The organism is Albibacterium sp., assembly GCF_035514885.1.
Taxonomy (GTDB): domain Bacteria; phylum Bacteroidota; class Bacteroidia; order Sphingobacteriales; family Sphingobacteriaceae; genus Albibacterium.
Window position 1 is genome coordinate 48,375 of sequence record NZ_DATJCH010000017.1, and the last position, 22,305, is coordinate 70,679.

At 36.8% G+C, this 22,305-nt stretch carries 19 protein-coding genes; 15 read left to right on the top strand and 4 right to left on the bottom strand.

From position 1 onward, the window contains the following. The first annotated feature begins 82 nt into the window (after positions 1-82). The 3 genes from VL047_RS09275 (at position 83) to VL047_RS09285 (ending at position 2,509) form a co-directional block, all read left to right on the top strand. Positions 83-1,339 (top strand): site-specific integrase, encoded by a 1,257-nt coding sequence (locus tag VL047_RS09275; RefSeq protein ID WP_325359928.1) that lies wholly within the window; start codon positions 83-85, stop codon positions 1,337-1,339. Between the two features lie 13 nt (positions 1,340-1,352). Further along, the gene (locus VL047_RS09280; RefSeq protein ID WP_325359929.1) at positions 1,353-1,889 is read left to right on the top strand and encodes an ORF6N domain-containing protein; all 537 of its coding nucleotides are present in this window, start codon (positions 1,353-1,355) and stop codon (positions 1,887-1,889) included. A 134-nt stretch (positions 1,890-2,023) separates the two neighbouring features. Beyond that, complete coding sequence (locus VL047_RS09285) at positions 2,024-2,509, top strand: hypothetical protein (RefSeq protein WP_325359931.1); 486 nt, start codon at positions 2,024-2,026, stop codon at positions 2,507-2,509. Positions 2,510-2,628: 119 nt separating this feature from the next. Here VL047_RS09285 and VL047_RS09290 read toward each other — a convergent pair whose 3' ends face one another. Both VL047_RS09290 and VL047_RS09295 read right to left on the bottom strand, forming a co-directional pair. After that, the gene (locus tag VL047_RS09290) at positions 2,629-3,162 is read right to left on the bottom strand and encodes a dihydrofolate reductase family protein (RefSeq protein ID WP_325359933.1); all 534 of its coding nucleotides are present in this window, start codon (positions 3,160-3,162) and stop codon (positions 2,629-2,631) included. Positions 3,163-3,235: 73 nt separating this feature from the next. Continuing rightward, on the bottom strand, positions 3,236-3,970 hold the full coding sequence (locus VL047_RS09295) for a helix-turn-helix transcriptional regulator (protein WP_325359934.1): 735 nt from the start codon (positions 3,968-3,970) through the stop codon (positions 3,236-3,238). Between the two features lie 872 nt (positions 3,971-4,842). Here VL047_RS09295 and VL047_RS09300 point away from each other — a divergent pair. The 3 genes from VL047_RS09300 (at position 4,843) to VL047_RS09310 (ending at position 6,715) form a co-directional block, all read left to right on the top strand. Continuing rightward, the gene (locus tag VL047_RS09300; protein WP_325359935.1) at positions 4,843-5,337 is read left to right on the top strand and encodes a hypothetical protein; all 495 of its coding nucleotides are present in this window, start codon (positions 4,843-4,845) and stop codon (positions 5,335-5,337) included. A 246-nt stretch (positions 5,338-5,583) separates the two neighbouring features. Continuing rightward, on the top strand, positions 5,584-6,276 hold the full coding sequence (locus VL047_RS09305) for a DUF1003 domain-containing protein (protein ID WP_325359937.1): 693 nt from the start codon (positions 5,584-5,586) through the stop codon (positions 6,274-6,276). A 142-nt stretch (positions 6,277-6,418) separates the two neighbouring features. Then, the gene (locus VL047_RS09310) at positions 6,419-6,715 is read left to right on the top strand and encodes a hypothetical protein (RefSeq protein WP_325359939.1); all 297 of its coding nucleotides are present in this window, start codon (positions 6,419-6,421) and stop codon (positions 6,713-6,715) included. A 788-nt stretch (positions 6,716-7,503) separates the two neighbouring features. Here the strand turns inward: VL047_RS09310 and VL047_RS09315 are convergent. Then, complete coding sequence (locus tag VL047_RS09315) at positions 7,504-8,337, bottom strand: universal stress protein (RefSeq protein WP_325359940.1); 834 nt, start codon at positions 8,335-8,337, stop codon at positions 7,504-7,506. Positions 8,338-8,606: 269 nt separating this feature from the next. Between VL047_RS09315 and VL047_RS09320 the strand changes: the two genes are divergently transcribed. The 9 genes from VL047_RS09320 (at position 8,607) to VL047_RS09360 (ending at position 20,755) form a co-directional block, all read left to right on the top strand. After that, entirely contained in the window at positions 8,607-9,149 is a 543-nt protein-coding gene (locus VL047_RS09320) for a cytochrome b/b6 domain-containing protein (RefSeq protein ID WP_325359942.1), read from the top strand. 119 nt (positions 9,150-9,268) lie between these two features. Beyond that, on the top strand, positions 9,269-9,703 hold the full coding sequence (locus VL047_RS09325) for a hypothetical protein (protein ID WP_325359944.1): 435 nt from the start codon (positions 9,269-9,271) through the stop codon (positions 9,701-9,703). 289 nt (positions 9,704-9,992) lie between these two features. Then, the gene (locus tag VL047_RS09330; protein WP_325359946.1) at positions 9,993-10,754 is read left to right on the top strand and encodes an SDR family NAD(P)-dependent oxidoreductase; all 762 of its coding nucleotides are present in this window, start codon (positions 9,993-9,995) and stop codon (positions 10,752-10,754) included. Positions 10,755-10,801: 47 nt separating this feature from the next. Continuing rightward, on the top strand, positions 10,802-11,257 hold the full coding sequence (locus VL047_RS09335) for a DinB family protein (RefSeq protein ID WP_220115263.1): 456 nt from the start codon (positions 10,802-10,804) through the stop codon (positions 11,255-11,257). 95 nt (positions 11,258-11,352) lie between these two features. Continuing rightward, positions 11,353-11,745: a hypothetical protein gene (locus tag VL047_RS09340; RefSeq protein ID WP_325359949.1), complete on the top strand. Its 393-nt coding sequence runs from the start codon at positions 11,353-11,355 to the stop codon at positions 11,743-11,745. A 177-nt stretch (positions 11,746-11,922) separates the two neighbouring features. Beyond that, positions 11,923-16,245, top strand: coding sequence for a CusA/CzcA family heavy metal efflux RND transporter (locus tag VL047_RS09345; protein WP_325359950.1), 4,323 nt, complete (start codon positions 11,923-11,925; stop codon positions 16,243-16,245). Positions 16,246-16,253: 8 nt separating this feature from the next. Continuing rightward, positions 16,254-17,381 (top strand): efflux RND transporter periplasmic adaptor subunit, encoded by a 1,128-nt coding sequence (locus VL047_RS09350; protein ID WP_325359952.1) that lies wholly within the window; start codon positions 16,254-16,256, stop codon positions 17,379-17,381. After that, positions 17,381-18,139: a phosphatase PAP2 family protein gene (locus VL047_RS09355; protein WP_325359954.1), complete on the top strand. Its 759-nt coding sequence runs from the start codon at positions 17,381-17,383 to the stop codon at positions 18,137-18,139. The genes VL047_RS09350 and VL047_RS09355 overlap by 1 nt, the downstream gene beginning before the upstream one ends. 84 nt (positions 18,140-18,223) lie before the next feature. After that, positions 18,224-20,755, top strand: a complete 2,532-nt coding sequence (locus tag VL047_RS09360) for a cation-translocating P-type ATPase (RefSeq protein ID WP_325359955.1) — start codon at positions 18,224-18,226, stop codon at positions 20,753-20,755. Positions 20,756-20,923: 168 nt separating this feature from the next. On the opposite strand, the gene VL047_RS09365 is transcribed toward VL047_RS09360, so the two are convergent. Further along, positions 20,924-21,775: a DUF2971 domain-containing protein gene (locus tag VL047_RS09365; protein ID WP_325359957.1), complete on the bottom strand. Its 852-nt coding sequence runs from the start codon at positions 21,773-21,775 to the stop codon at positions 20,924-20,926. Between the last annotated feature and the right edge of the window lie 530 nt (positions 21,776-22,305).

Genomic DNA, 22,305 nt, shown 5'->3' on the forward strand with positions numbered 1-22,305 from the left:
AATCACTTTTTTGGTTCACTGGTGAACTGTTTCGACAAATTAGTTTGAAACAATTTATTTAAGTATTTAAAAAGGAGTAGACATGAGATCAACAAACACCTTCGGAATTCATTTCGTATTGAGAAAGAGCCGTGGCAAGAATGGCAAAGCTGCTATTTATGTTCGTATTGTAGTAAACAAGACCCGTAGCGAGATCGCGCTAAAGCGATTAATCGATGGTGACGAGTGGAACAGCGTAAAAGGGATGGCCAAGCCCAAGAATGTAGAGTTAAAAGCCCTAAATAGTTATCTAGAAGAAACTAGAGGGCTTCTGACCTCACACTATCAGGAATTTATTGTCAAAAAGGAGCTTGTAACGGCTGAGGCAGTTAAAAACAAATACCTTGGAATTGTAGAGCAGGAAAATACACTTCAATCTCTGATGGAGTATCATAACCTCCATATGAAAGAAGTGCTGGCCTATGGTACCATGAAAAATTATTATACCACCGTTAAGTACCTTAAGGAATTCCTATTGAAGCAATTCAAAAAATCGGATGTCTACCTTTCTGAATTGGATTATCAGTTTATTACTCAGTTTGAATATTTCTTACGGACATATGAACCGGTTGATCATCATAAAGGCATGTCAAACAATGGTGTGATGAAGCATCTTGAACGTTTCCGGAAGATGGTGCGACTAGGTGTAAAACTCGGCTGGCTGGATAAAGATCCGTTTGATCTTTTTAAACTCAAGATGCATAAAGTAGAACGGGGATTTCTGACGAGCGAAGAACTTTCAAAAATTGAGAAAAAAGATTTTTCGGTCGAGCGTATTCAGTATGTCAAGGATTTATTTGTCTTTGCTTGTTATACAGGTATGGCCTATGTCGATGTCATGCAGTTGACGCCAAACAACATCGTTAAAGGAAGTGATGGAAATCGTTGGATCGATACGGAACGAGAGAAAACCCAAACACCCGTCAAGGTGCCCATTCTTCCTAAAGCAGCAGCTATCATTGAAAAGTATAAGGATGATCCAAGGGCAATCTCACAAGGGGCACTTTTTCCTGTAATCTCGAATCAAAAGCTGAATAGCTATTTAAAGGAAGTAGCTGATCTATGCAGTATCAAGAAGCATTTAACCTTTCATCTCGCAAGACATACCTTCGCCACTTCGGTAACCCTCTCAAATGGAGTTCCTATTGAGACAGTGAGCAAGATGCTAGGACATACTACCATCCGTACAACTCAAATTTATGCAAAAGTAGTTGAGCAGAAGGTTAGTCAGGATATGGCGAATCTGAGAAATCGATTGGAGGAAAATGAGCAGATTAAATTGAAAGTTTTGAAAAGCTAATTATATTTAGGTAATGGAAAATAAAAAGTTGATAGTACCCGATGAAATTGTAATCAGCAAGATCTATTATATCAGAGACCAGAAGGTCATGTTGGATAGTGATCTGGCAGAATTATACGGAATCCAGACTAAACGATTGAATGAACAGGTCAACAGAAATATTGACCGTTTCCCGGAGGACTTTATGTTCAGATTGAATGAGGAGGAATTTCAGCACTTGAGGTCGCAATTTGCGACCTCAAGATGGGGCGGAAGAAGAGCGCTTCCTCTTGTGTTTACCGAACATGGTGTATTGATGCTTTCTAGCGTGTTGAACAGCAAACAAGCCATTGAGGTTAACATCCAGGTAATGCGGATTTTCACTAGGATTCGTCAAATGCTAGCCGATAACACGGAGATTCGTTTGGAAGTTGAAAAGATCAAAAACAAGCTTGACAATCAGGATAAAAACATGGAGATCGTTTTTAAATACCTGGACGAACTGTTAGAAAAGCCGAACCAACCCAAACCACCGAGAAAACGGATCGGTTTCAAACCAGATGATCTTTAAGAGCTAGATTGCTCATTTTTTGTTTTATCGCAAATTTACTTTCGTTCCGTATAACCATCAAGGGTATATAAACATTCGTTGCCTCATGCCCTTGACGGTTTACTCCATTCAAGTTGATTGCTTAACAAAAAATCATGAGCAATCTTAGAGCACTACCCCAGATCTCAAAAATAGTTTATCACGGAACAGATGCAATATTTGACCACTTTGATGAAACTAAGAAAGGCAGTAATACGGGATTCCCTAATACTATCCATGGATTTTTCTTTACCGAAAAGAAAGAAAATGCTACACTATTTGGTAAGAGGATTATCAAAGCAAGTATTGTTATTGAAAAAGCAATTGACCTAACTATACATGGGATTTTTTCAGAGAAGGATCAAGCCCCGCTTATTTGGAAAATTTTGACAGGTGAAGTGCTTTCAGAGGAAGACGCATTAACTCAACTAGATGAGAATATTTCTCTAGGTGAAATAGACGAGCTATATGATGCCCTAAATTCTGAAGAAAGTCACCATTCGTTAAAAGAAGCAGGATATGATGGTATAATCTCTTCATTGGGCAACGATGAAATAGAATATATTGTTTTTACAACGGAACAAATCAGGCTATTAGTCTAAAAAACAGTTGCTTTAAAGCGTTTATGATAGTTTAATTTCAAAGAAATTGTTAAATATGATGCAGCGAAAATGGTTGAATCGTAAGCTTCTGAAAACATATTACACGAACGGACATTAGTTCATTGCTTTTTACGGTAACTCAGCTGTGTCAATCCGGTTTCAAATGACTTTGCGGCCATGAATTCAAGCTCTTGTTCGGGTCTTCCGTTCTTAAAAAGCCTTGTTCCATTACCTAATAGAACAGGTATAACTGAGATTATAAACTCATCTATTAGGTTATGCTTTAATAGTTCATTTATTATTTCTGCACCACCATCACAATAAATATTCTTTCCGTTTTCAGATTTTAGTCTTTTAATCAAATCGGGCAAACTTCCTGTGTAAAAAGTTGTTCTACCCACCTTTGGTCTTTGATTTCTTGTTATGACATAGACATCTCTTTGTCCGTTATCATAATGAGAAGCACCGACTTCTTTAAGAACATAATCATAGGTTTTTCTACCAATAATTAAGGTGTCGATTGTATCCGTAAATTTGGCATAACCATAATCTTCGCCTTCTTTTTCTACAAGTTTTAAGAAACTGAGGTCATCATTGGGTTTTGCAATATAACCGTCTAAGCTCATTGCAATGAAAAGTGATATTTTACGCATTTGTTTTAAATTTTAATGTTTCTACAAAATTAATTATAGATGACCATTGGTACTTTGGAAAAATGCGACAAAATTAAATTTGAGAGGGAACCAATCCCGTGTTCCTTTTAATATCGTTGGTTAGGTGCGAATGGTCATAATAACCACATTCAAATGCAATATCTAACAAACTCGTTTCTTTCGCAGAATCTCTTATTTTCGACAAAGCATTTTGAAAGCGAACAATACGAGAATATTCTTTTGGTGTAATACCTATTTGTATTTTGAAATTTCGCTCTAATTGCCTTACTGTAGTGAAGTTTTTTTTGGCAATATCGCCTATACTTGATTGACCTTGCGTTTGATCAATATCTTTAATGACCGATTCTAAAAGCAAATTTCTACTTTGCAGTCTGTCGATAAAAAAGCTGTTTAAATAGTAGACGGGGTTTTTAATGAATGTATCAACATCAAACGAGTATACTCTTTCAAGTTGAACGGTTTGGTCGGCTATTTCACTTTGAGGGACGTAATCGTAGAAATTCGGGAACATTCCTGGTTTCAAACATACGCCAAACAAGTGTGTATGTTTCTCAATGAAACTGTCTTTAAAAGACCTCATTGCACCAACCGCATAAGTTCTTCCGAACTCCATAGAAACCGAGCCATTGTCTGTCAAACAAGTATCGCCCAAATTTATGACCAGGCCTGCGCAAGCATCCGGAAAATTCCGCTCCCATTGTTTGTCCAGGTCGTCTCCTTTCAATTGCCAAAAAGTATGAATATATGGTGTTAATGCTATAATTGGTGAGATTTCTTTATACTCCATTTCTAATTACAATTTAGTTGAGTAGCGACCATCAAACAAAATCGTCAAACTCATTCAAGTCCTATAAAAATACAAATTAATTATTTGCATTAAGTTTACAAATACGTAGGCATACACATTTCTTGATGCCCTTTAGATAATGAACATATTAAAAGAGGAAAGCTCTACTGCCATTTTCTGGAATGAATTATCAAACTTGCTACTCATCCTTAACAAATTTAGTTCTTGTTATTTTAAAACTGTTTCCAGTTAAAAGTGGCAACTCCAAATGGTATGTAAATTTTTCCAACATAGCATGGATGGACTTAATTTTGAAACGTTAGTAAACAAGATCACTCCTGATAATGAAAAATAATTTTCAAAATATCGTCAGATAATACAAGACTTTATCCTAAGAAAACTAGTGTTTAATAGTATATTTACTATACACTAATCAAAAGGCCTTATAACCTTCGAGTGTCGGCCGTAATTGTAAATTGGATATGTTAACATATAACGAGCTTATTGACTTAAGGAAAAAGTTGGCTAATGAAGAGATTACGTTAGAACTTGTAAAAGAATTAATTTGGAAAAATTATAAAAAGGGAAAACGAGCGTGGCATACGAAAGATTAGAAAGAAAGAAAAATTAAAGTTATTAAAGAAAAATGCGAAATATGTGATAGCAGAAAAATATTAACAATACAGCATCTTTCTCACCCTAAAAGATATTCCGAATATGAAAGAGATGTAACCAGAAAATATGCTCAGATTTTCATAGATTCTAACACCATCGTTGAAAAATATGAATTCAGAGAACACGTAATAGAGAATTATGATTATGAGCCTGTCCCTTTATGTCCTGATTGTAAGGGCAGACGCCCTAACAAGAGAATGAGAAAAAACCCACAATACCTTTGTGCAAAATGTCGACACGAGTTTAATGAACCAATTTATAAATCGGTAGATGAACTTATTGCAATTATTTATGAAAATGAAGAAGCACTTGAAGTTCGTGATAAATGTTTCGTATCAAAAGACAAATGGAGAAATCAGCATAACTTATCGAAAGTAAAATACTGGTTGCAAAGACAAATGTCAAAAAACAAAGATATTGAAATGATTGGGAAAGAAGCCCTTTTACTCTATCTAGACGACAACATAAAATATCTTTCCTTCGAGGATACAATTACTGCTTGCAAAAAATGTGCATCTAATTCTGATTTAAATAACATGGAACTATGTCCCAAATGTAAAGAGCATTACAAAGGTGTTCAGTATCCAACCTGTATTCAATGTTTGCCCGAAGAAAAGCGAAAAGTAGCATTGGAAAAAATTGAATTTGGAAAAGAATGGCGAGCTATGCATGAAAGACTTGGGGCCGATTAAATAGCGTCAAGATTGACTCATGTTTAGGATCTTTGGCACGAACTGGATATTGACGTTTCGTTATTTAATCTAAAGAAACCATGCATTTTGTTTCGCTATTCAAGAAATATCAACTAGCTATCTTGCTGACTCACAAAAATATTGTTAGTTTTATAAATATACCACGCAATTCGGATATAGAGGTTGATTGGCGAAATCCAGTTTCGCCAATTGTGTTGTTATCGGTCATTTTAAAAGAAACCCAAAATGAAGATAAGTCACATTAGCAAAAAGGAAATTTCAAAGGGTGAAGACATTATAGGTCTCGATATCAGAGAAGGAATTTTCAACTTAATCAAATCTGACTTTCCTGACTTTGACAAAGACGACTTTATAACAATTGACGAACTAAATCAATATAGAAGACTTTACTTGACATCTCTAATTATCCAAGAGAAAGGAGAACTGGCTTTGATTGACAGAAATGTTCTGGAAGCTATTAAAAATAATTCCATTCTTTCCGAAAATATTCAAGACGAAATAGAAGCTGAACTGACTTTTGGACAAAGACTTGCCGATAGAGTTGCTGCATTTGGAGGTAGTTGGACATTTATCATTACATTTTTTTCATTCATTATATTTTGGATGTTGGTTAATATTTGGTTTTTAGCGACAAAACCTTTTGACCCATTTCCTTTTATTCTTCTTAATCTCATTCTTTCATGTTTGGCTGCAATTCAAGCTCCAATCATTATGATGAGCCAAAATAGACAAGAACAAAAAGACAGACAACGGGGCGAACACGATTATAAAATCAATCTAAAAGCCGAGCTTGAAATTAAGTTATTGAGCGAAAAAATTGACCATTTATTAGTTCATCAAAACAAAAAACTTTTAGAAATTCAAGAAGTTCAGACCGACTATCTTGAAGACCTAATGAAAGAATTGAAAAAGAAATGAAATTAGAAAACCGCAGACAAGAATATTAAAACCTGCAACGCTTATGGTAAACCAAAAATCACATGAGAATTTCATTAGTTATACATTAGGTTTTGTACTCGCTTTGCTTGCAATAAATGCTTTCTTAGGCGGATATTACGGTATGACTGGGGCAAAGAACGTTCCTATTCAATGGTTAAAAACCAGCCCATCCCATAGTTATTTTATTCCAAGCCTAATTCTATTTATGTGCGTGGGAGGTTCAGCCTTAATAGCTGCTGTTATTGTATTTAGGAGACATCGCATGGCACGTGAAGCCGCTTTTGTATGTGGCGTTGTTACGCTAGTTTGGCTTATAGTGCAAATAGCAATCATCGGTTACGTTTCGTGGATGCAGCCTACTACGGCAGCTGTAGCTATCATTATCTTAGTGTTAACATTAAATCTTCCAAGCCCGTGAGCGTTCACTATTTTTTACTTTGGCTGCCGATGATCGTGCTGGCATTTGCCAATGCTACCTTAAGAGAGCTGGTATTTGTAAAACACTTAAGTGAATTACTAGCGCATCAATTGTCAACGATAACTTTGATAATTCTATGTTCAATTTATACATCGTTTGTGTTTCCATTATTGAAAATTCATAGTTCTAAACAAGCCTTTCTAATAGGTTTTGTTTGGGTTTTGTTGACTGTTGCATTTGAATTTTCACTCGGACGAGTGACGAAGAAGTCTTGGCAGTATCTTTTTCAGGACTATAATCTTTTTGCCGGTCGAATTTGGCCACTATTTCTAGTTGTCCTCTTACTATTGCCGTATTTATTTTATGCTTCAAGAAATAAATAACAACCGTAGGTCATGAAATAACTAAAAGGCAAAGGTGTTAACTTGGTTCATTGTTCAAAGAACCCATGATCGCGTTGGTTATTGTTCGTGTCACTAATTTATTTTAAGTGGGGGATACAGTGACGCTATTTTTCTTGCTGCAGCCATTATACTTGTCGGAGCGATTCGCCATCAATAATAAGTGTACGGTTTTCTTTACTAAAAAAGTTTGGACGCTTTGGCTTTTTAAAGAGATATATGGAGAAAGTGCATCTCTCCACATTAAAGGGCAAGCAGAGTATAGGTTCGAATGTTCTGTTAAGCAAAAAGAATTCCATGTTGGATTTCTTAAGGAGATCTTTACTGCATGAAGTATCGGAGACTATAATGATAATGTTTAAATCGGATATTTAAGAATCCCGCCCATTAAACCTTGGGAAAAACTAGTAGCGGAATTGTTGCCTGAAAAGAATACTCGACAGAGTTGTTTGAGAGAAACAGCTTTTGGAAAAAGCTTCTGTTTTGCTCAGTGAACATAATTACTATGGAGGGTTTGGATTTTTTAATTGCTTTTTGAAGATTTACAATCAATGTTTGAGCAAAATCAAAATCGTCGAACCCTAATTTGATATCGAGATCCGAAAACTTCTTAACAGCTTTCTGAACACGCTTTGGATCCTCTAAGATATCGGAAGGGGCTTTGAAATGCAGTAATTCTATTTTTGCTTTTAGTGGCTTTGCAAAATCTGCCACTTTTTTAACCTCCTTTTCGATAGCCGACAGGTCTGACGCATAAAGAACTTTGCTTATTGGTTTCCTTCTGTATGTAGGAGGTACTGCAATTACAGGAACCTTAGACTGATCTATCAAATTGGAAGTATTAGTGCCAAATATTTTTTTGTGTTTGGCATTTCCTCTCCGACTGATACATATAAAGCTAAATCTATTTTGCGCCGCAAACTGCATAATATTACTATCCGTGACAAACGAATTCTTGATAACATATTCTATATCTGTAGGAGTTATATCCATGCTTTTGTAAACCGAGTCAACAAACGTGCAAAGTTTTCTTTTGATTTTTGCGGATTCAATCTTCTCAAACGATTCATAAACCTTATCGTTCCATTTAGTGGGCCGCAATAAATGGTATGAATGAAAGAAGGTTAAAGAGTAGTTATGCTGTGATTCCATCTGGATTGCAAAACGTAAGCCCGCTTTTGAGTTCGATGAAAAGTCCGTTGTAACTAGTATTTTATTCATAATCATTGGTTTAAAGCTTTAATATTAGAGCTTATAATATCGAAAGTATACATTTCCTTTTAGGTAGAAAATGATTCCAATCAAACATGGCTGTGATTATAGTCATATGTCGTAAAGCAACCCAATATCCATGTCAAGTATAACGAATAATTATTTAAAAGTTTTGGAAGTGATAAATACAATAAGTAATATAATTCACTGCAATAAGTGATATAACGCACTTGTATAGAGGTCTTTTTATGTTATATTTGAGTTCAATAAATATAGCTATGAATAGGAATTATATTTTACACCGCATTTTGCATTGGTGCATAGGGTTTGTTATCCTATTCATTTTATTGACAGTTTTCCTGCGATTAAATTGGATGAATAAAGATATAATGGCCGGTATTTTGAGTCGCGACCTTTCAGCTTTAGGTATTCAGATTACTTACGATGATGCTGTGAAAATTGCTAAGGATATCAGAAGACCAATGTGGAATACCCATATTTATGCTGGTTATATTTTGACTGGACTGTTTGTTTTCAAAATGATTTTAGTACTAATAAAAGGAGCTAGCTTTGATAGCCCCTTTCGTTCTGGAAATTCAAGAAGGAAGAAATTTCAATCTTGGGTATATGTTTTCTTCTATTTTTTTCTAGGTGTTTCTTTAGCAACTGGACTTTTAATTGAAATGGGGCCAGCGAACTGGAAAGCCGGTTTGGAGGCCATTCATTCACTTTCGCTTTACTATGTGATTCCTTTTTTGGCATTACATTTCTTTGGCATTTTATTTTCAAGAATACGAAAAGAACGAGAGGCATCTGAATGAAAAATGATTAGTTAAGGTATGGATTACTTTATATGTTTTTTGATATGTTTATAATAAAACTAAAATTTATGATAATGAAAAGAATGTTTTTAATTCCCACAATGGTATTTGGCTTATTCATGATGGGATGTACTGGCAATCAGTCAAAAGTCGATACTGAACATACTGAACATACTGAATCCGATGTTCCTCATCTGGTAACTGAAGACCATAAAGCAGGATTGATACCTTTAGAAGATCAAGTGAAATTGGATAATGGGGAGAAATGGATAGCGAACATAGAAACTAATGAAGGCATTGATAATATGCTTGCCATGGTCAAAAAAGAGAAAAGTAAAGAAACTCCTGATTATGTAATGTTAAAAGAACGTCTAGACAAAGAGTTTAACGTCTTGTTAGAAAAGTGTACCATGACAGGCGAGTCACACGACCAGTTACATAACTACCTATTGCCCCTGAAAGCGAAGATTGACAAGCTAGATCCAAACTCTAGTAAAGAAGCAATTGAGGAAATTGAAAATTATCTATTAACTTATTATGATTATTTTAAATAGATTAGCTAACATCGCTACGTAACTTATGTTACCTTATTAGCGTTTATTAAAGGATAAATTTTGTCCATTGTTAAACGTTAAAGCAAGGTTAATTATGAAAATAATATTGTTAAGGAATTGGAAATAAAAGATAGGAGTTATGATTCCTCTCTAATGGTAACATGTTTTCCAAGTCATATAGAAGTGACCAAGGTTACGTTTGCATGTACAAAATCAACACTAGCGTAAACCTAAATGAGTATTTTGGTAGAATAAGTTAAACTGAATATTTAACATAAAATTATTTAATATGAAAAGATTAGAAAGTAAAATTGCATTAATAACCGGTGGTGCTGGTAGTATTGGCAAGCATACTGCCAAAGGTTTTTTAGAAGAAGGAGCCAAGGTGTTTTTGGTGGATTTAAACGAAGATGACCTAAAAAAGACGGTAGAGGAACTGGGCAGTGAGAATGTCCAATACTGCGTTGCCGATGTCAGTAAATCTAGTGATGTTCAGAAATATGTGGATGAAGCAGTAAAGGCTTATGGGAAAATTGACATCTTCTTTAATAATGCGGGTATCGAAGGTGTAGTGAAACCTATTGAGGATTATCCAGAAGACATATTTGATAAAGTAATCGCTGTAAACGTAAAAGGAGTTTGGTTGGGTGCTAAGTATGTTTTACCGCAAATGAACGACGGCGCAAGTATGATTATAACTTCATCGGTTGCAGGTTTGAATGGTAGTCCGAACGTAAGTGCTTATATAACAAGTAAGCATGCCGTAGTAGGGGTAATGAGGGCGACAGCGGTTGAGGCAGCACCTAGAAAAATACGGGTAAATTCAGTACATCCCTCACCCGTTGATAACAGAATGATGCGTTCTTTGGAAGAGGGTTTTGCTCCGGGAGCGGCTGCAGAAGCTAAGAAAGAACTGGAAAAATCAATTCCTTTAGGTCGCTACGCTACGGCAGATGAGATCACGAAAGCAGTCTTGTTTTTAGCGAGCGATGATAGCCAGTTCGTAACCGGAACCACAGTTGTTGTAGACGGAGGATTGAGCGTTTTATAAATTTAATAACGCCTATACGATAACTTTAGATATAAGTAACATTTCAAATGAACAATACAAAGATCTTGCTTGACCTGTGGATTGAAGCCCGAACAAGGTTTACCAATCTTTTAGATAATATATCAGAAAGTGATTTACAAAAAAAATTACTGCCTGCCCAAAACTCAGTTGGATTTCTTATTCGACATATTGGAGATGTGGAACTACTTTTTGCAAAGAATGTTTTCAGTGATAAAACAGTAAAAGTAACAGCTAAAACAATTATCGCACAAAAAGACACGGGAGAATGGACAGACTTAATATCTTTAAAATCTTACGTTGCAGAATCTTTTGAAAAATTAAAAGCGATAGTAGAAGAACAAACTAATGATGATTGGGAAACATTGATTACTACTAAAGAATTTGGAACAAAAACTAAAGCTGAAGCCTTTGGGAGAATAATTTCTCATACGAGCTATCATGCCGGACAGTTAGCTATTATTCTTAAATATGGTATCCTTTAAAATCAAAATGGAATGGATACAGAACAGAAAATCAAAGAAATGGTAATTACGACGGGCGTGGGTTATAATCACGATTTTTAACTAACTTAGTATCAATGAAAAAAATGTTCGCCATATTTTTTTTATCAGTATACCTGATCTCAACGACAGAGCTTTCCCAGTTGTTGAAGTTTCCCATATTGGTAGAACATTTCATCGAGCATAAAGAAAAAAACCCTAAAATATCTGTTGTTGACTTTTTAGTTCTCCATTACAATAACCATCTGGAAAATCATCCACTCGATGATGATTACGATCAAGACCAAAAACTGCCTTTCATTGCTCCTGCCAATATTTTAAATTTTTGTTTTATTTATGCACCGCCTCTTTCTTTTGAAATAAAAGTTGAGATTTACTTAAGTCCGGAATCTAAAGTATTGCCTTTTGACGATATATTTTCGGATAATGATTTCCTTTCTTCTATTTGGCAACCGCCACAATTCTGTTAATCTTTTTTGGTTTAATTTTAGTTGAATTTACTTTTGCAGATGTGTCTCCAACTCGGTACTGGTTGTTTTGCATTCGTTTCTCGTAATTCACCTAATTTTTTGTGCTTGCAGGCTGCATAAGAACGTGTATTGCCTATAATTCATTATTCCAGTTAATTATTATCAGAATCAAATAGTATGTTACATAAAATCATTGAGTTTTCTATTCGGAATAAACTCATTATCGGGCTATTTATCGTGGCCTTGGTTGGCTTTGGTATTTACGAAGCCACTAAATTACCCATCGATGCACAACCGGATATTACCAACAACCAGGTACAGATTATCACGGTAGCACCTTCTTTAGGCGCCACAGACATTGAACGTCTGGTTACTTTCCCCATTGAGCAAGCTAACAGCAATATTAATGGTATTGTGGAAATCAGAAGTTTTTCCCGATTCGGATTGTCATTGGTTACTATTGTTTTTGATGACGATACCGATGTGTATTGGGCAAGACAGCAAGTTGCAGAGCGACTTCAAAACGTTCAAAATGAAATTCCAGATGGCGTTGGAGTGCCCGAATTAGGTCCTATTTCAACTGGGTTAGGAGAAATTTATCAGTATGTCATTCGACCGGAAAAGGGTTATGAAGATCAGTACGATGCAATCGAATTACGGAGTATTCAAGACTGGATTGTACGGAGGCAATTATTAGGCGTAAAGGGCGTAGCGGAAGTAAGTAGTTTTGGAGGAAAATTAAAGCAGTATGAAATAGCTGTCAATTCCAATAAGCTGCAGTCCCTGAATTTAACGATAAATGATGTATTCTCTGCAGTGGAAAACAATAATCAGAACACTGGAGGTGCTTACATAGAAAAGGGACCAACTGTTCTCTATATCCGCAGCGAAGGATTGATCGGAAATAAAGAAGATATCGAAAACATTTCCATCACCTCAACTACCAGTGGAACACCCATTTTTTTGAGAGAAGTTGCAGAAGTAAAAACAGGTTATGCTACGCGCTATGGAGCAATGACTTACAATGACCAAGGGGAAGTGTCGGGTGCCATCGTGATGATGCTCAAAGGAGCCAACAGTAATGAGGTTATCAAAAATGTAAAGGAGCGTATTAAAGCAATCCAAAAAACATTACCTGAAGGCGTTGTATTAGAACCGTTTTTAGACCGTTCCAAAATGGTTAATAATGCGATCGGCACTATCGAAAAAAATCTGGCAGAAGGAGCTTTGATTGTGGTCTTTGTTCTGGTTTTATTTCTTGGCAACTTCAGAGCAGGATTATTGGTTGCTTCTGTTATTCCCCTGTCGATGCTTTTTGCTATCATCATGATGAATGTTTTTGGGGTAAGTGGTAATTTGATGAGTTTAGGGGCTTTGGATTTTGGTCTCATTGTGGACGGAGCAGTTATTATTGTTGAAGCGGTTTTATTTCAATTGCATCACTCGAAAAAGTTTGCCATCGTCAATAGAATTACCCAAAATCAAATGAATGAACAAGTCAGCACTTCGGCAAGCAAAATGGTCAATAGTGCCGTGTTTGGGCAGCTCATCATTTTAATCGTTTATCTACCCATTTTTACTTTAGAAGGGATAGAAGGGAAAATGTTTAAACCAATGGCGCAAACCGTTGCATTTGCATTGATAGGAGCATTTATCCTTTCGCTTACCTATATCCCGATGATGAGTTCGTTAGTGTTGAGTAAAAATACAAAGCATAAACCCAATTTTTCCGACAAAATCATGAGCCGTTTAGAGCGAGTGCATCATGATGCACTCGCAAAAGTATTGCGATTTCCCAAATTGGTGATTTCTGGAATCGCTACACTTTTTGCAATAGCTGTTTTTATACTTTCAAATTTGGGAGGTGAGTTTATTCCAGCATTGGAGGAAGGTGATTTCGCTGTGGACACCCGGGTTTTGACGGGAAGCAACTTACAAACCACTATTGATTATACACAGAAAGCAGCTCATATTCTCAAAACGAAATATCCTGAAGTAGAAATGGTGGTAACAAAAATAGGTAGTGGAGAGGTACCCACAGATCCCATGCCCATGGAAGCCAGTGATATGATGGTAATTTTGAAAGACAAGAAGGAGTGGACTTCTGCTAAAACCTTTCCTGAATTAGCGGGAAAAATGAGTAAATCATTAGAAGCCGTTCCTGGTATCAGTACTGGTTTTCAGTTTCCAGTACAAATGCGTTTCAATGAGTTGATGACTGGAGCCAGACAGGATGTAGTTTGCAAAATTTTTGGTGAAGATCTCGACAGTTTAGCTAATTATGCCCATCAATTTGGCGAAATCATAAAAACGGTAGATGGTGCACAAGATTTATACATAGAGCCCATCACAGGAATGCCTCAGGTTATTATAAAATATAACAGGGCTAATATAGCACAGTACCACTTGAATATTTCAGCGATTAATAGAGTTGTAAATACGGCTTTCGCCGGCCAAAGTGCCGGGAAAATATATGAGGGTGAAAGGCGATTTGATTTCGTGGTAAAGTTAGATGAAAAGCAGCGGGAAAATTTGGATGACATTCGGAATCTGCTGATTCCGGCACCCAACGGTACTCAAATTCCTCTGTATCAATTAGCCGAAGTATCAATAGAAGACGGACCGGTTCAGATTCAGCGTGAGGATGCTAAAAGAAGGATTGTTGTAGGATTCAATGTGCGTGGCCGCGATGTGCAAAGTATTGTAAATGAATTGCAAATCAAAGCAGAGGAAAAGTTAAAATTTTCACCCGGGTATTATGTAACCTACGGAGGTGCATTCGAAAATCTCAATAAAGCAATAGATCGCTTGATGATAGCTGTGCCGGTATCGTTGCTCTTGATTTTTATTTTATTGTATTTTGCTTTCCATTCTATTAAGCAAAGTTTAATAATTTACAGTGCTATTCCACTTTCGGCAATTGGTGGTATTTTCTTTCTGGCGTTGCGTGGAATGCCATTTAGTATTAGCGCAGGCATCGGTTTTATCGCTTTATTTGGCGTAGCAGTTTTAAATGGGATTGTCCTGATTGCCGAATTTAACCGATTGCGACAATCTGGCGAAAACGACCTCAATAAAATTGTACTTAACGGAACACGTACAAGACTTCGCCCCGTATTGATGACGGCAGCTGTGGCTTCCTTAGGATTTCTGCCTATGGCACTTAGCAACGGGGCGGGTGCCGAAGTACAAAGGCCTTTGGCAACGGTTGTTATTGGAGGCTTGCTAATTGCTACTTTTCTGACACTGTTTGTTTTGCCTACTTTATACATCGTATTCGATAAAATGAATTTTCCTAAATTGAAATTCAGCAAGAAAAGTGCAAGTGTGATTGTCTTTCTTTTTTTCAATATTACTGCATTTGCTCAAAATATTACGTTGGATGAAGCAGTGAAAATGGCAACTGAAAACAGCCTTTCGGCAAAGAGCAAAACCTTGTTATCGGAATATTATAAAATGAGAATTTCAACGGGTGCCAATATTCCGCAAACTTCTCTTACAGCAGAATTTGGGCAGATTAACGCGGCAACGACCGATAATAAATTCGGGGTCTCTCAGTCGTTTAGCTTTCCGACAGTTTATACCAATCAGAAAGAAGTCTTAAAAGAGGAATGGAATTCCAGCATCATTGCCACCAAATTGAATCGGGTGGACGTTCAAAAAACAGTTACCGAATTGTTTTATCATATTTTGGTTTTGCGTGAAAGAGAAAAAATACTGACCCAATCGGATAGAATGTATGCCGAATTTTTGGAAAAAGCCAATCTTCGGTTTGAAAAAGGCGCAAGTAATATGCTGGAAAAAACAGCTGCCGGACTGCAACGGGAGAACATCAATATTCAATTAAAATCCTTAGTAAACGAAATTGAGTTGGCTAAAATCCAATTGCAATTAATGCTAAATACTGAAACTCGCTACGAACCAATTGCCGACAATATCATTGTTGAATCGACTATGTTTGATGCTTTTGTTGATGTGAACGGTCATCCTGCATTGCAATTGTCTGCTCAAGAAATCGAAAAGGCCAAAGCAAGTGTAAAACTGGAAAGGTCAAAGCTTTTGCCGAATTTGTTGATTGGGTATTTAAACCAAAGTTTTAATGATTTGAACAAAAGCCGTTTCAATTCGGTGGAAGTAGGTGTTGGCATTTCTGTTTTTTCCAAAGCTCAAAAATCACAAATTAAAGCGGAGGAACAAAAGATTCTATTTGCGGAAAATGAACTGGCTTACAAACAAGCACAGTGGAAAGCTGCTTATGATGCCGCTTTGCAGCAGTTTAAAACACAATTGGGTATAGTAGAAACCTATAAGCAAAAACAATTGCCTGGTGCAGAACAGATATTTGAAACAACTCAACAGAAATTTCTTAATGGCGAAATCAATTATCTGGATTGGGTGATGTTAAATAATCAGGCAATTCAAATTCAGAGCGATTATTATAATGCCGTAATGCAACTCAATCAAAGTGTTATCAACATTCAATATCTTATTTCAAAATAAAAAAGACAATGAAAAATATAGTCATCATCTTCGCTTTCCTCACTTTATTAAGCTGCGGAGCCAAAGAAAATACAACGGCAGAAACCGCACCCTCGGATACGGAAAACATCCTGCAACTTTCTGATGAACAACTACAATCATTCACACTTTCGTCTGTAGGTTTACAAGAAAAAAACATTACAAAAACACTGAAACTGAACGGGAAAATTGATGTGCCACCCCAAAACTTAGCATCAGTAAGCAGTGCATTAGGCGGATATGTAAAATCAACCAAACTATTGCCCGGAATGCACTTCAGAAAAGGAGAAGTAATTGCCGTCATGGAAGACAACCAGTTCATTCAGTTGCAGCAGGATTACCTAACGGCAAAGGTACAATTGGCAAATTCAGAAGCGGAGTACCTTCGTCAAAGCAGTTTGAACCAGAGCAAAGCCAGTAGCGACAAAGTGTACCTACAAGCCAAAGCTGATTATCAGACCTTGCTAATCAGCCAACGTTCATTAGAACAAAAATTAAAGCTGATCCATATCAATCCCGAACAGGTGTCGGTTAGTAATATTCGTCAAACAGCCAATATCTACGCTCCTTTTGACGGGTTTGTATCGCAGGTTTTTGTGAATGTAGGCAAATACGTTTCCCCCTCAGATGTACTGTTTGAACTGGTAAATCCCAATGATTTGCATCTCAACTTAAAAGTATTTGAAAAGGATTGGGATAAAATCAAAATCGGACAACCGCTACTGGCTTACACGAACAGTAATCCGGGAAAAAAGTATAATGGCGAAATCATTTTGATTGGTAAAAGTATCTCGGCTGACAGAGCTGTTGAAGTTCACGCCCATTTCAAGGAAAGTGACGGCAAGCTGATACCTGGAATGTATATGAATGCCGATGTAGAAATTCCGGAAAGCAGCACATGGGCACTCCCTGAAGAAAGCATCGTATCGTTTGAAGGCAAACAGTATGTGTTTGAGATATTAGATAGAAACCGGTTCAGAATGATAAGCGTACAAACCGGAAATACAGGCAATCGCTGGATAGAAATTATTAACGACAATCAATTAAACAATAAAAACATTGCACAAAAAGGAGCTTATACCTTGTTGATGGCATTAAAAAATAAAGCGGAGGAATAATGAAACAATTAATCATCTTTTTAATCTTGTTCTATACAACTGGATTAAAAGCACAGTTTGAAAGCAAGGTTGATACATTGGATGTTACGACTAATGGTAACGCATATAAGTTTTCGCCTAAGAAACTTATTATTCCGTCTGTATTTATTTCGTATGGTATCCTTAGCCTTACAAATGATGGTTTGAAAGAAATAAATACTTCCACGAGGCACGAAAGCAGCGAGCATATAACGCCCGGAGCCATGATTGATAATTATATGCAGTACGCACCTGTCGTCGCGGTTTACGGATTGAATTTGGCAGGTGTAAAGGGAAACCATAATTTTAAAGACAGAACCATAATTTATGTGACCGCACACTTAATAATGTCAGCAATCGTAATTCCGACTAAAAAATGGGTCGGTGAAGAACGTCCGGATGGTTCCAGCAAGACTTCATTCCCTTCGGGACATACTGCAACGGCTTTTTCTTCTGCTCATTTTATGTTCAGGGAATATAAAGACACCAATTTTTGGTTAAGTATTTCCTGCTATCCTATTGCTGCTATGACAGGCGTCTACAGGATTTTTAATGACAAACACTGGGTCGGTGACGTGGTTGCCGGAGCAGGCATTGGCATTTTATCAACAGAAATGGCATATTGGTTATTTCCGGTTATTTTCAAATGGTTTACACCCAAAAGCAACGATCAATCTTTAATAATTTTACCCACCTATCAATCGAAGCAATTCGGGTTGGGCATCATCAAAACATTTTAATCATGAATAGTCGCTTTTAAAATAAGCCGAATAGCATCAAACGAATAGAAAAATTGGTAAATTTAAATTTATACTTATTATTTTATGTCCTATAATATACCCGACCATCTGAAAGGTCTCAACGATAACGAAGTAGCCGCTTCACAAAAGAAGTATGGTTACAACCGTATAGACACTGCCCATAAAAATACCGGGCTGGAATTACTTCTTAATATACTGAAAGAACCAATGCTGATATTGCTCTTTGCTATTTCAGCCATCTATCTCATCACAGGCGATTATGGAGAAGCCTTTTTTATGTTTGTTGCAATCGTTGCCGTTTCGGCTATTTCATTATATCAGGATACCCGGAGCAAAAAAGCGCTGGAAGCTTTAGAAAAACTGAATGAACCTTTGAGTAAGGTTATCCGTAATGCACAGGTTGTTGAAATCCCCACAAACGAAATTGCGATTGGCGACCTCAGCATTACCGAAGAAGGAAAAATGATTAACGCAGACGGAAAGATTGTGCACAGCAACGATTTTTCCGTTAATGAAGCCTCTTTGACCGGCGAGAGTTTATCGGTATTCAAAAGCAGTGAAATTGAAGATAATAAAGTATACAGCGGAACCTTAGCAGTATCGGGACTGGCAGTTTTTGAAGTAGAAAAAATTGGTGCAGAAACACAGTTAGGCAAAATCGGTCGATCCATTCAGGACATCAAAGAAGAGCGTTCTCCATTGCAAATCCAGATTACCAAGTTTGTAAAATGGATGGCGATGGCGGGCATTATCGTCTTTCTAATGGTTTGGATATTCAGCTACATACAAACTGATAATGTTATCGAAAGTCTGTTGGTCGGACTTACGATGGCTATGTCCGTTTTGCCTGAAGAAATCCCGGTAGCATTTACTACGTTTATGGCATTGGGTGCATGGAAGCTGATGCGTGAGGGTATTATTGTCAAACGAAGCAGCATTGTGGAAACCCTGGGCAGCACAACGGTTATCTGCACCGATAAAACCGGAACCATTACCGAAAACACGATGCACCTGAAACACCTTTACGATTATCAGTCGGATAAAATTTTCGATGAGAAAGATTTTGGTGATACCACACTCTCCAAGCTGATTGATTATGCAATGTGGAGCAGCGAACCTGTTCCCTTTGACCCGATGGAAAAAACGCTTCACAAGGTGTATGAACAAACACAAAAAAATGATGCAAGAAAAGACTACCGGATGTTTCACGAATATCCGCTGGATGGGAAGCCACCAATGATGACACACCTTTTTGAGAATAAAGAAAGGCATCGGATTATTGCGGCGAAAGGAGCGCCTGAAGCTATCCTCGATGTTTCCATGCTTTTAGAAAGTGAGAAAAGCGATGTACGGAAACTTATTAAAAGTTTTGGGCAACAAGGATTTCGGGTTTTAGGGGTAGCAAAATCTAATTTTGAGGGTGACGATCTTCCCCGTGAACAGCAGCAGTTCAGGTTTGACTTTCTGGGTTTGGTGGTGTTTTACGACCCACCGAAAAAAGGTATTCAGGATGTTTTTCAGCATATTTATGATGCCGGTATAAAAGTAAAAGTGATTACGGGCGATAATACGGATACTACAAAAAGCATCGCGGCACAGGCGGGAATTGTAAATACAGTCGAAGCCGTAGAGGGAAAAGAAATTATGGAATATTCGGAAGAACAGCTCCTACAGGAAGTCGAAGAAAAGGTATTGTTCACCAGAATGTTCCCTGATGCCAAACTCGCCGTAGTGAACGCACTGAAAAAAAGAGGAGAAGTGGTGGCGATGCTGGGCGATGGCGTAAATGATGGCCCGGCTTTGAAAACCGCTCATATCGGTGTTGCAATGGGAAGTAAAGGAACGGAAATAGCAAAAGCGGCAGCAGCTTTAGTGATTACCAATGATGATTTGGACAGGCTCATTATCGGAATTGCATCCGGAAGAAGGATTTATGCCAATATCAAAAAAGCCATTCAGTATATCATTTCCATTCATATCCCGATTATCCTTACGGTTTCTCTGCCCTTGTTTCTGGGCTGGATATTTCCGCAGATATTTACACCTGTTCACGTGATCTTTTTAGAGCTGGTAATGGGTCCCACCTGTTCCATCGTATATGAAAACGAACCAATGGAGAAGGATACCATGTTGCAGAAGCCAAGAAGAATGGCAGACACTTTCTTGAACTGGAAAGAGTTGGCTATCAGTATCGTTCAGGGGTTGGTGATTACCGCTGGTGTATTGTTTGCATATCAATGGGCTGTTCAGAATGGTGGCAGCGAAGAAAAAACAAGGGCAATGGTTTTTACAACTTTGATTTTTGCCAATATTTTATTGAGTCTGACGAACCGCTCGTTCCATTACAGTCTGTTTGAAAGTTTCAAGAACAAAAACATGTTATTTGCAGCGGTTAGTGGCTTAGTCATAATTATGCTTTTTGCAATATTATATATTGAGCCTTTAGGTAAATTCTTCCACTTAAGCGGATTGAATGCAGGGGAATTAGGTATAGCCGCTAGTATCGCTGCAATATCCGTATTGTGGTTTGAAGTGTATAAATGGGTGAAACGGGTAAGACAAAATGACACGAAACTTCAGGACTTCATTCGTTAGAAAGTTACATAAAGTGAAAATAATTATGATGGTATTGAATCTTACCTGACGGATGACTATCAAAATATATAGTTATTACAGCAATCTGAATCGGACACTTTAGAGAAGAGAAACGAAATCTTTCAAAGTTTCTGTTTACTTATACATTAATTTAGCAATCATGATTTTTTAACTTATCCGATTCTTGAGCGTCTCTTTTAGTTTGTACCAAATATACAATTCAGACAATTCGAGACTTACATCGAACTTTGATTCCAAATTTACTCTAAAGTCATGGTATTCTGTTAAAGAGAACTCAGGGTGAGCAGAAATCCTAATACCCTCATAGAACCAGCGCGAAAGCTCTAAATAGTTATTGTCGTTAAATGTTGACTCGTTATCATAACAAATTAATCTAAATTCACTTTCATCTTTAAACGATTCGTGCTTTCTAAATCCTGTATATTTTACTTTTTGTATATTATTCTCTTTATTAAAGTCGTAGTAGGATACATTTCCGTAAATCAACTTTGATATATGCGGATTTGCTGATTCTATTTTGCTTAATTCATCTATAAAATCATCTAAACTAACTCTAACCAAAAAACCCTTGCAATTTTGTTGACAATTTGCTCCGTATGAACGCCACATTAGCTCATTTTCATTTTCTTGCTTTGATATATACCAACAGGATATAAAGTATTTTTTCTGGTGCTCGGCAATTTTAACTGCTAATTCTTCCAATATGCGATTTGATCGATTGATATAGTATTGGAATTCTTTATCTGATAGGTGTGGATTATGCTCTGGTAATAGTCTGACATAATCTTTATTTTTCTTAATTTCTAATAAGTCATTATAATTTACGCATTCTAAGTTGTCAGAAAACTTGTCTGCTCTAGTAAGATATAATCCATGTTTTAAGAATTTTTCCAACATCGAAAAAGACGGGAAATATCTGAATAGGTAATAGTTTTTGTAATTATTCTTATCTATTCTAAAATTATATGATTGTATTTTTTTTTCTGTTGTAACGTTCATAATTAACAAACATTTGTTGTGTAATCCTTTCTCGAAAGATACTGTTTTTTGACTTTCTTACTTGAAAATAATAAACGTGGTTTTTTGGGAACGACTCTGATGTAGTTTTTAATGGTATATCAATACATTGACGGATAATACCAGCTTATAACAGCATATACACGCAAACCCTCGGATTCCTTTTGTTAAAGCTCCAGCCTCTTAAGAGAATGAACCTGTCAAGAGACCATGGAATAAATCGGACTGAGGCACGAAGGAGAATTTATGCCGTGAAAGCTCTTTACTGGTGAAGTGAACGTGAGACCTTTGCTGATTTCAAAAGAATGCGGGTTCCAGAGTCACTAAAAACACACACCTCACCAACAAGGTGTGAATTTACAATACGCTTTCTTTCTTCTTTTGTAATTCAAAACTCAATGAATTATGACGCTAGTATCTCAACAACAAAAGAAAGGAGTACGGTCTCTTCTTCCAACAAAAGATCAATTGCTAACCATTGGCGATTTAGAAAATTTCAAAGATGAAATGCT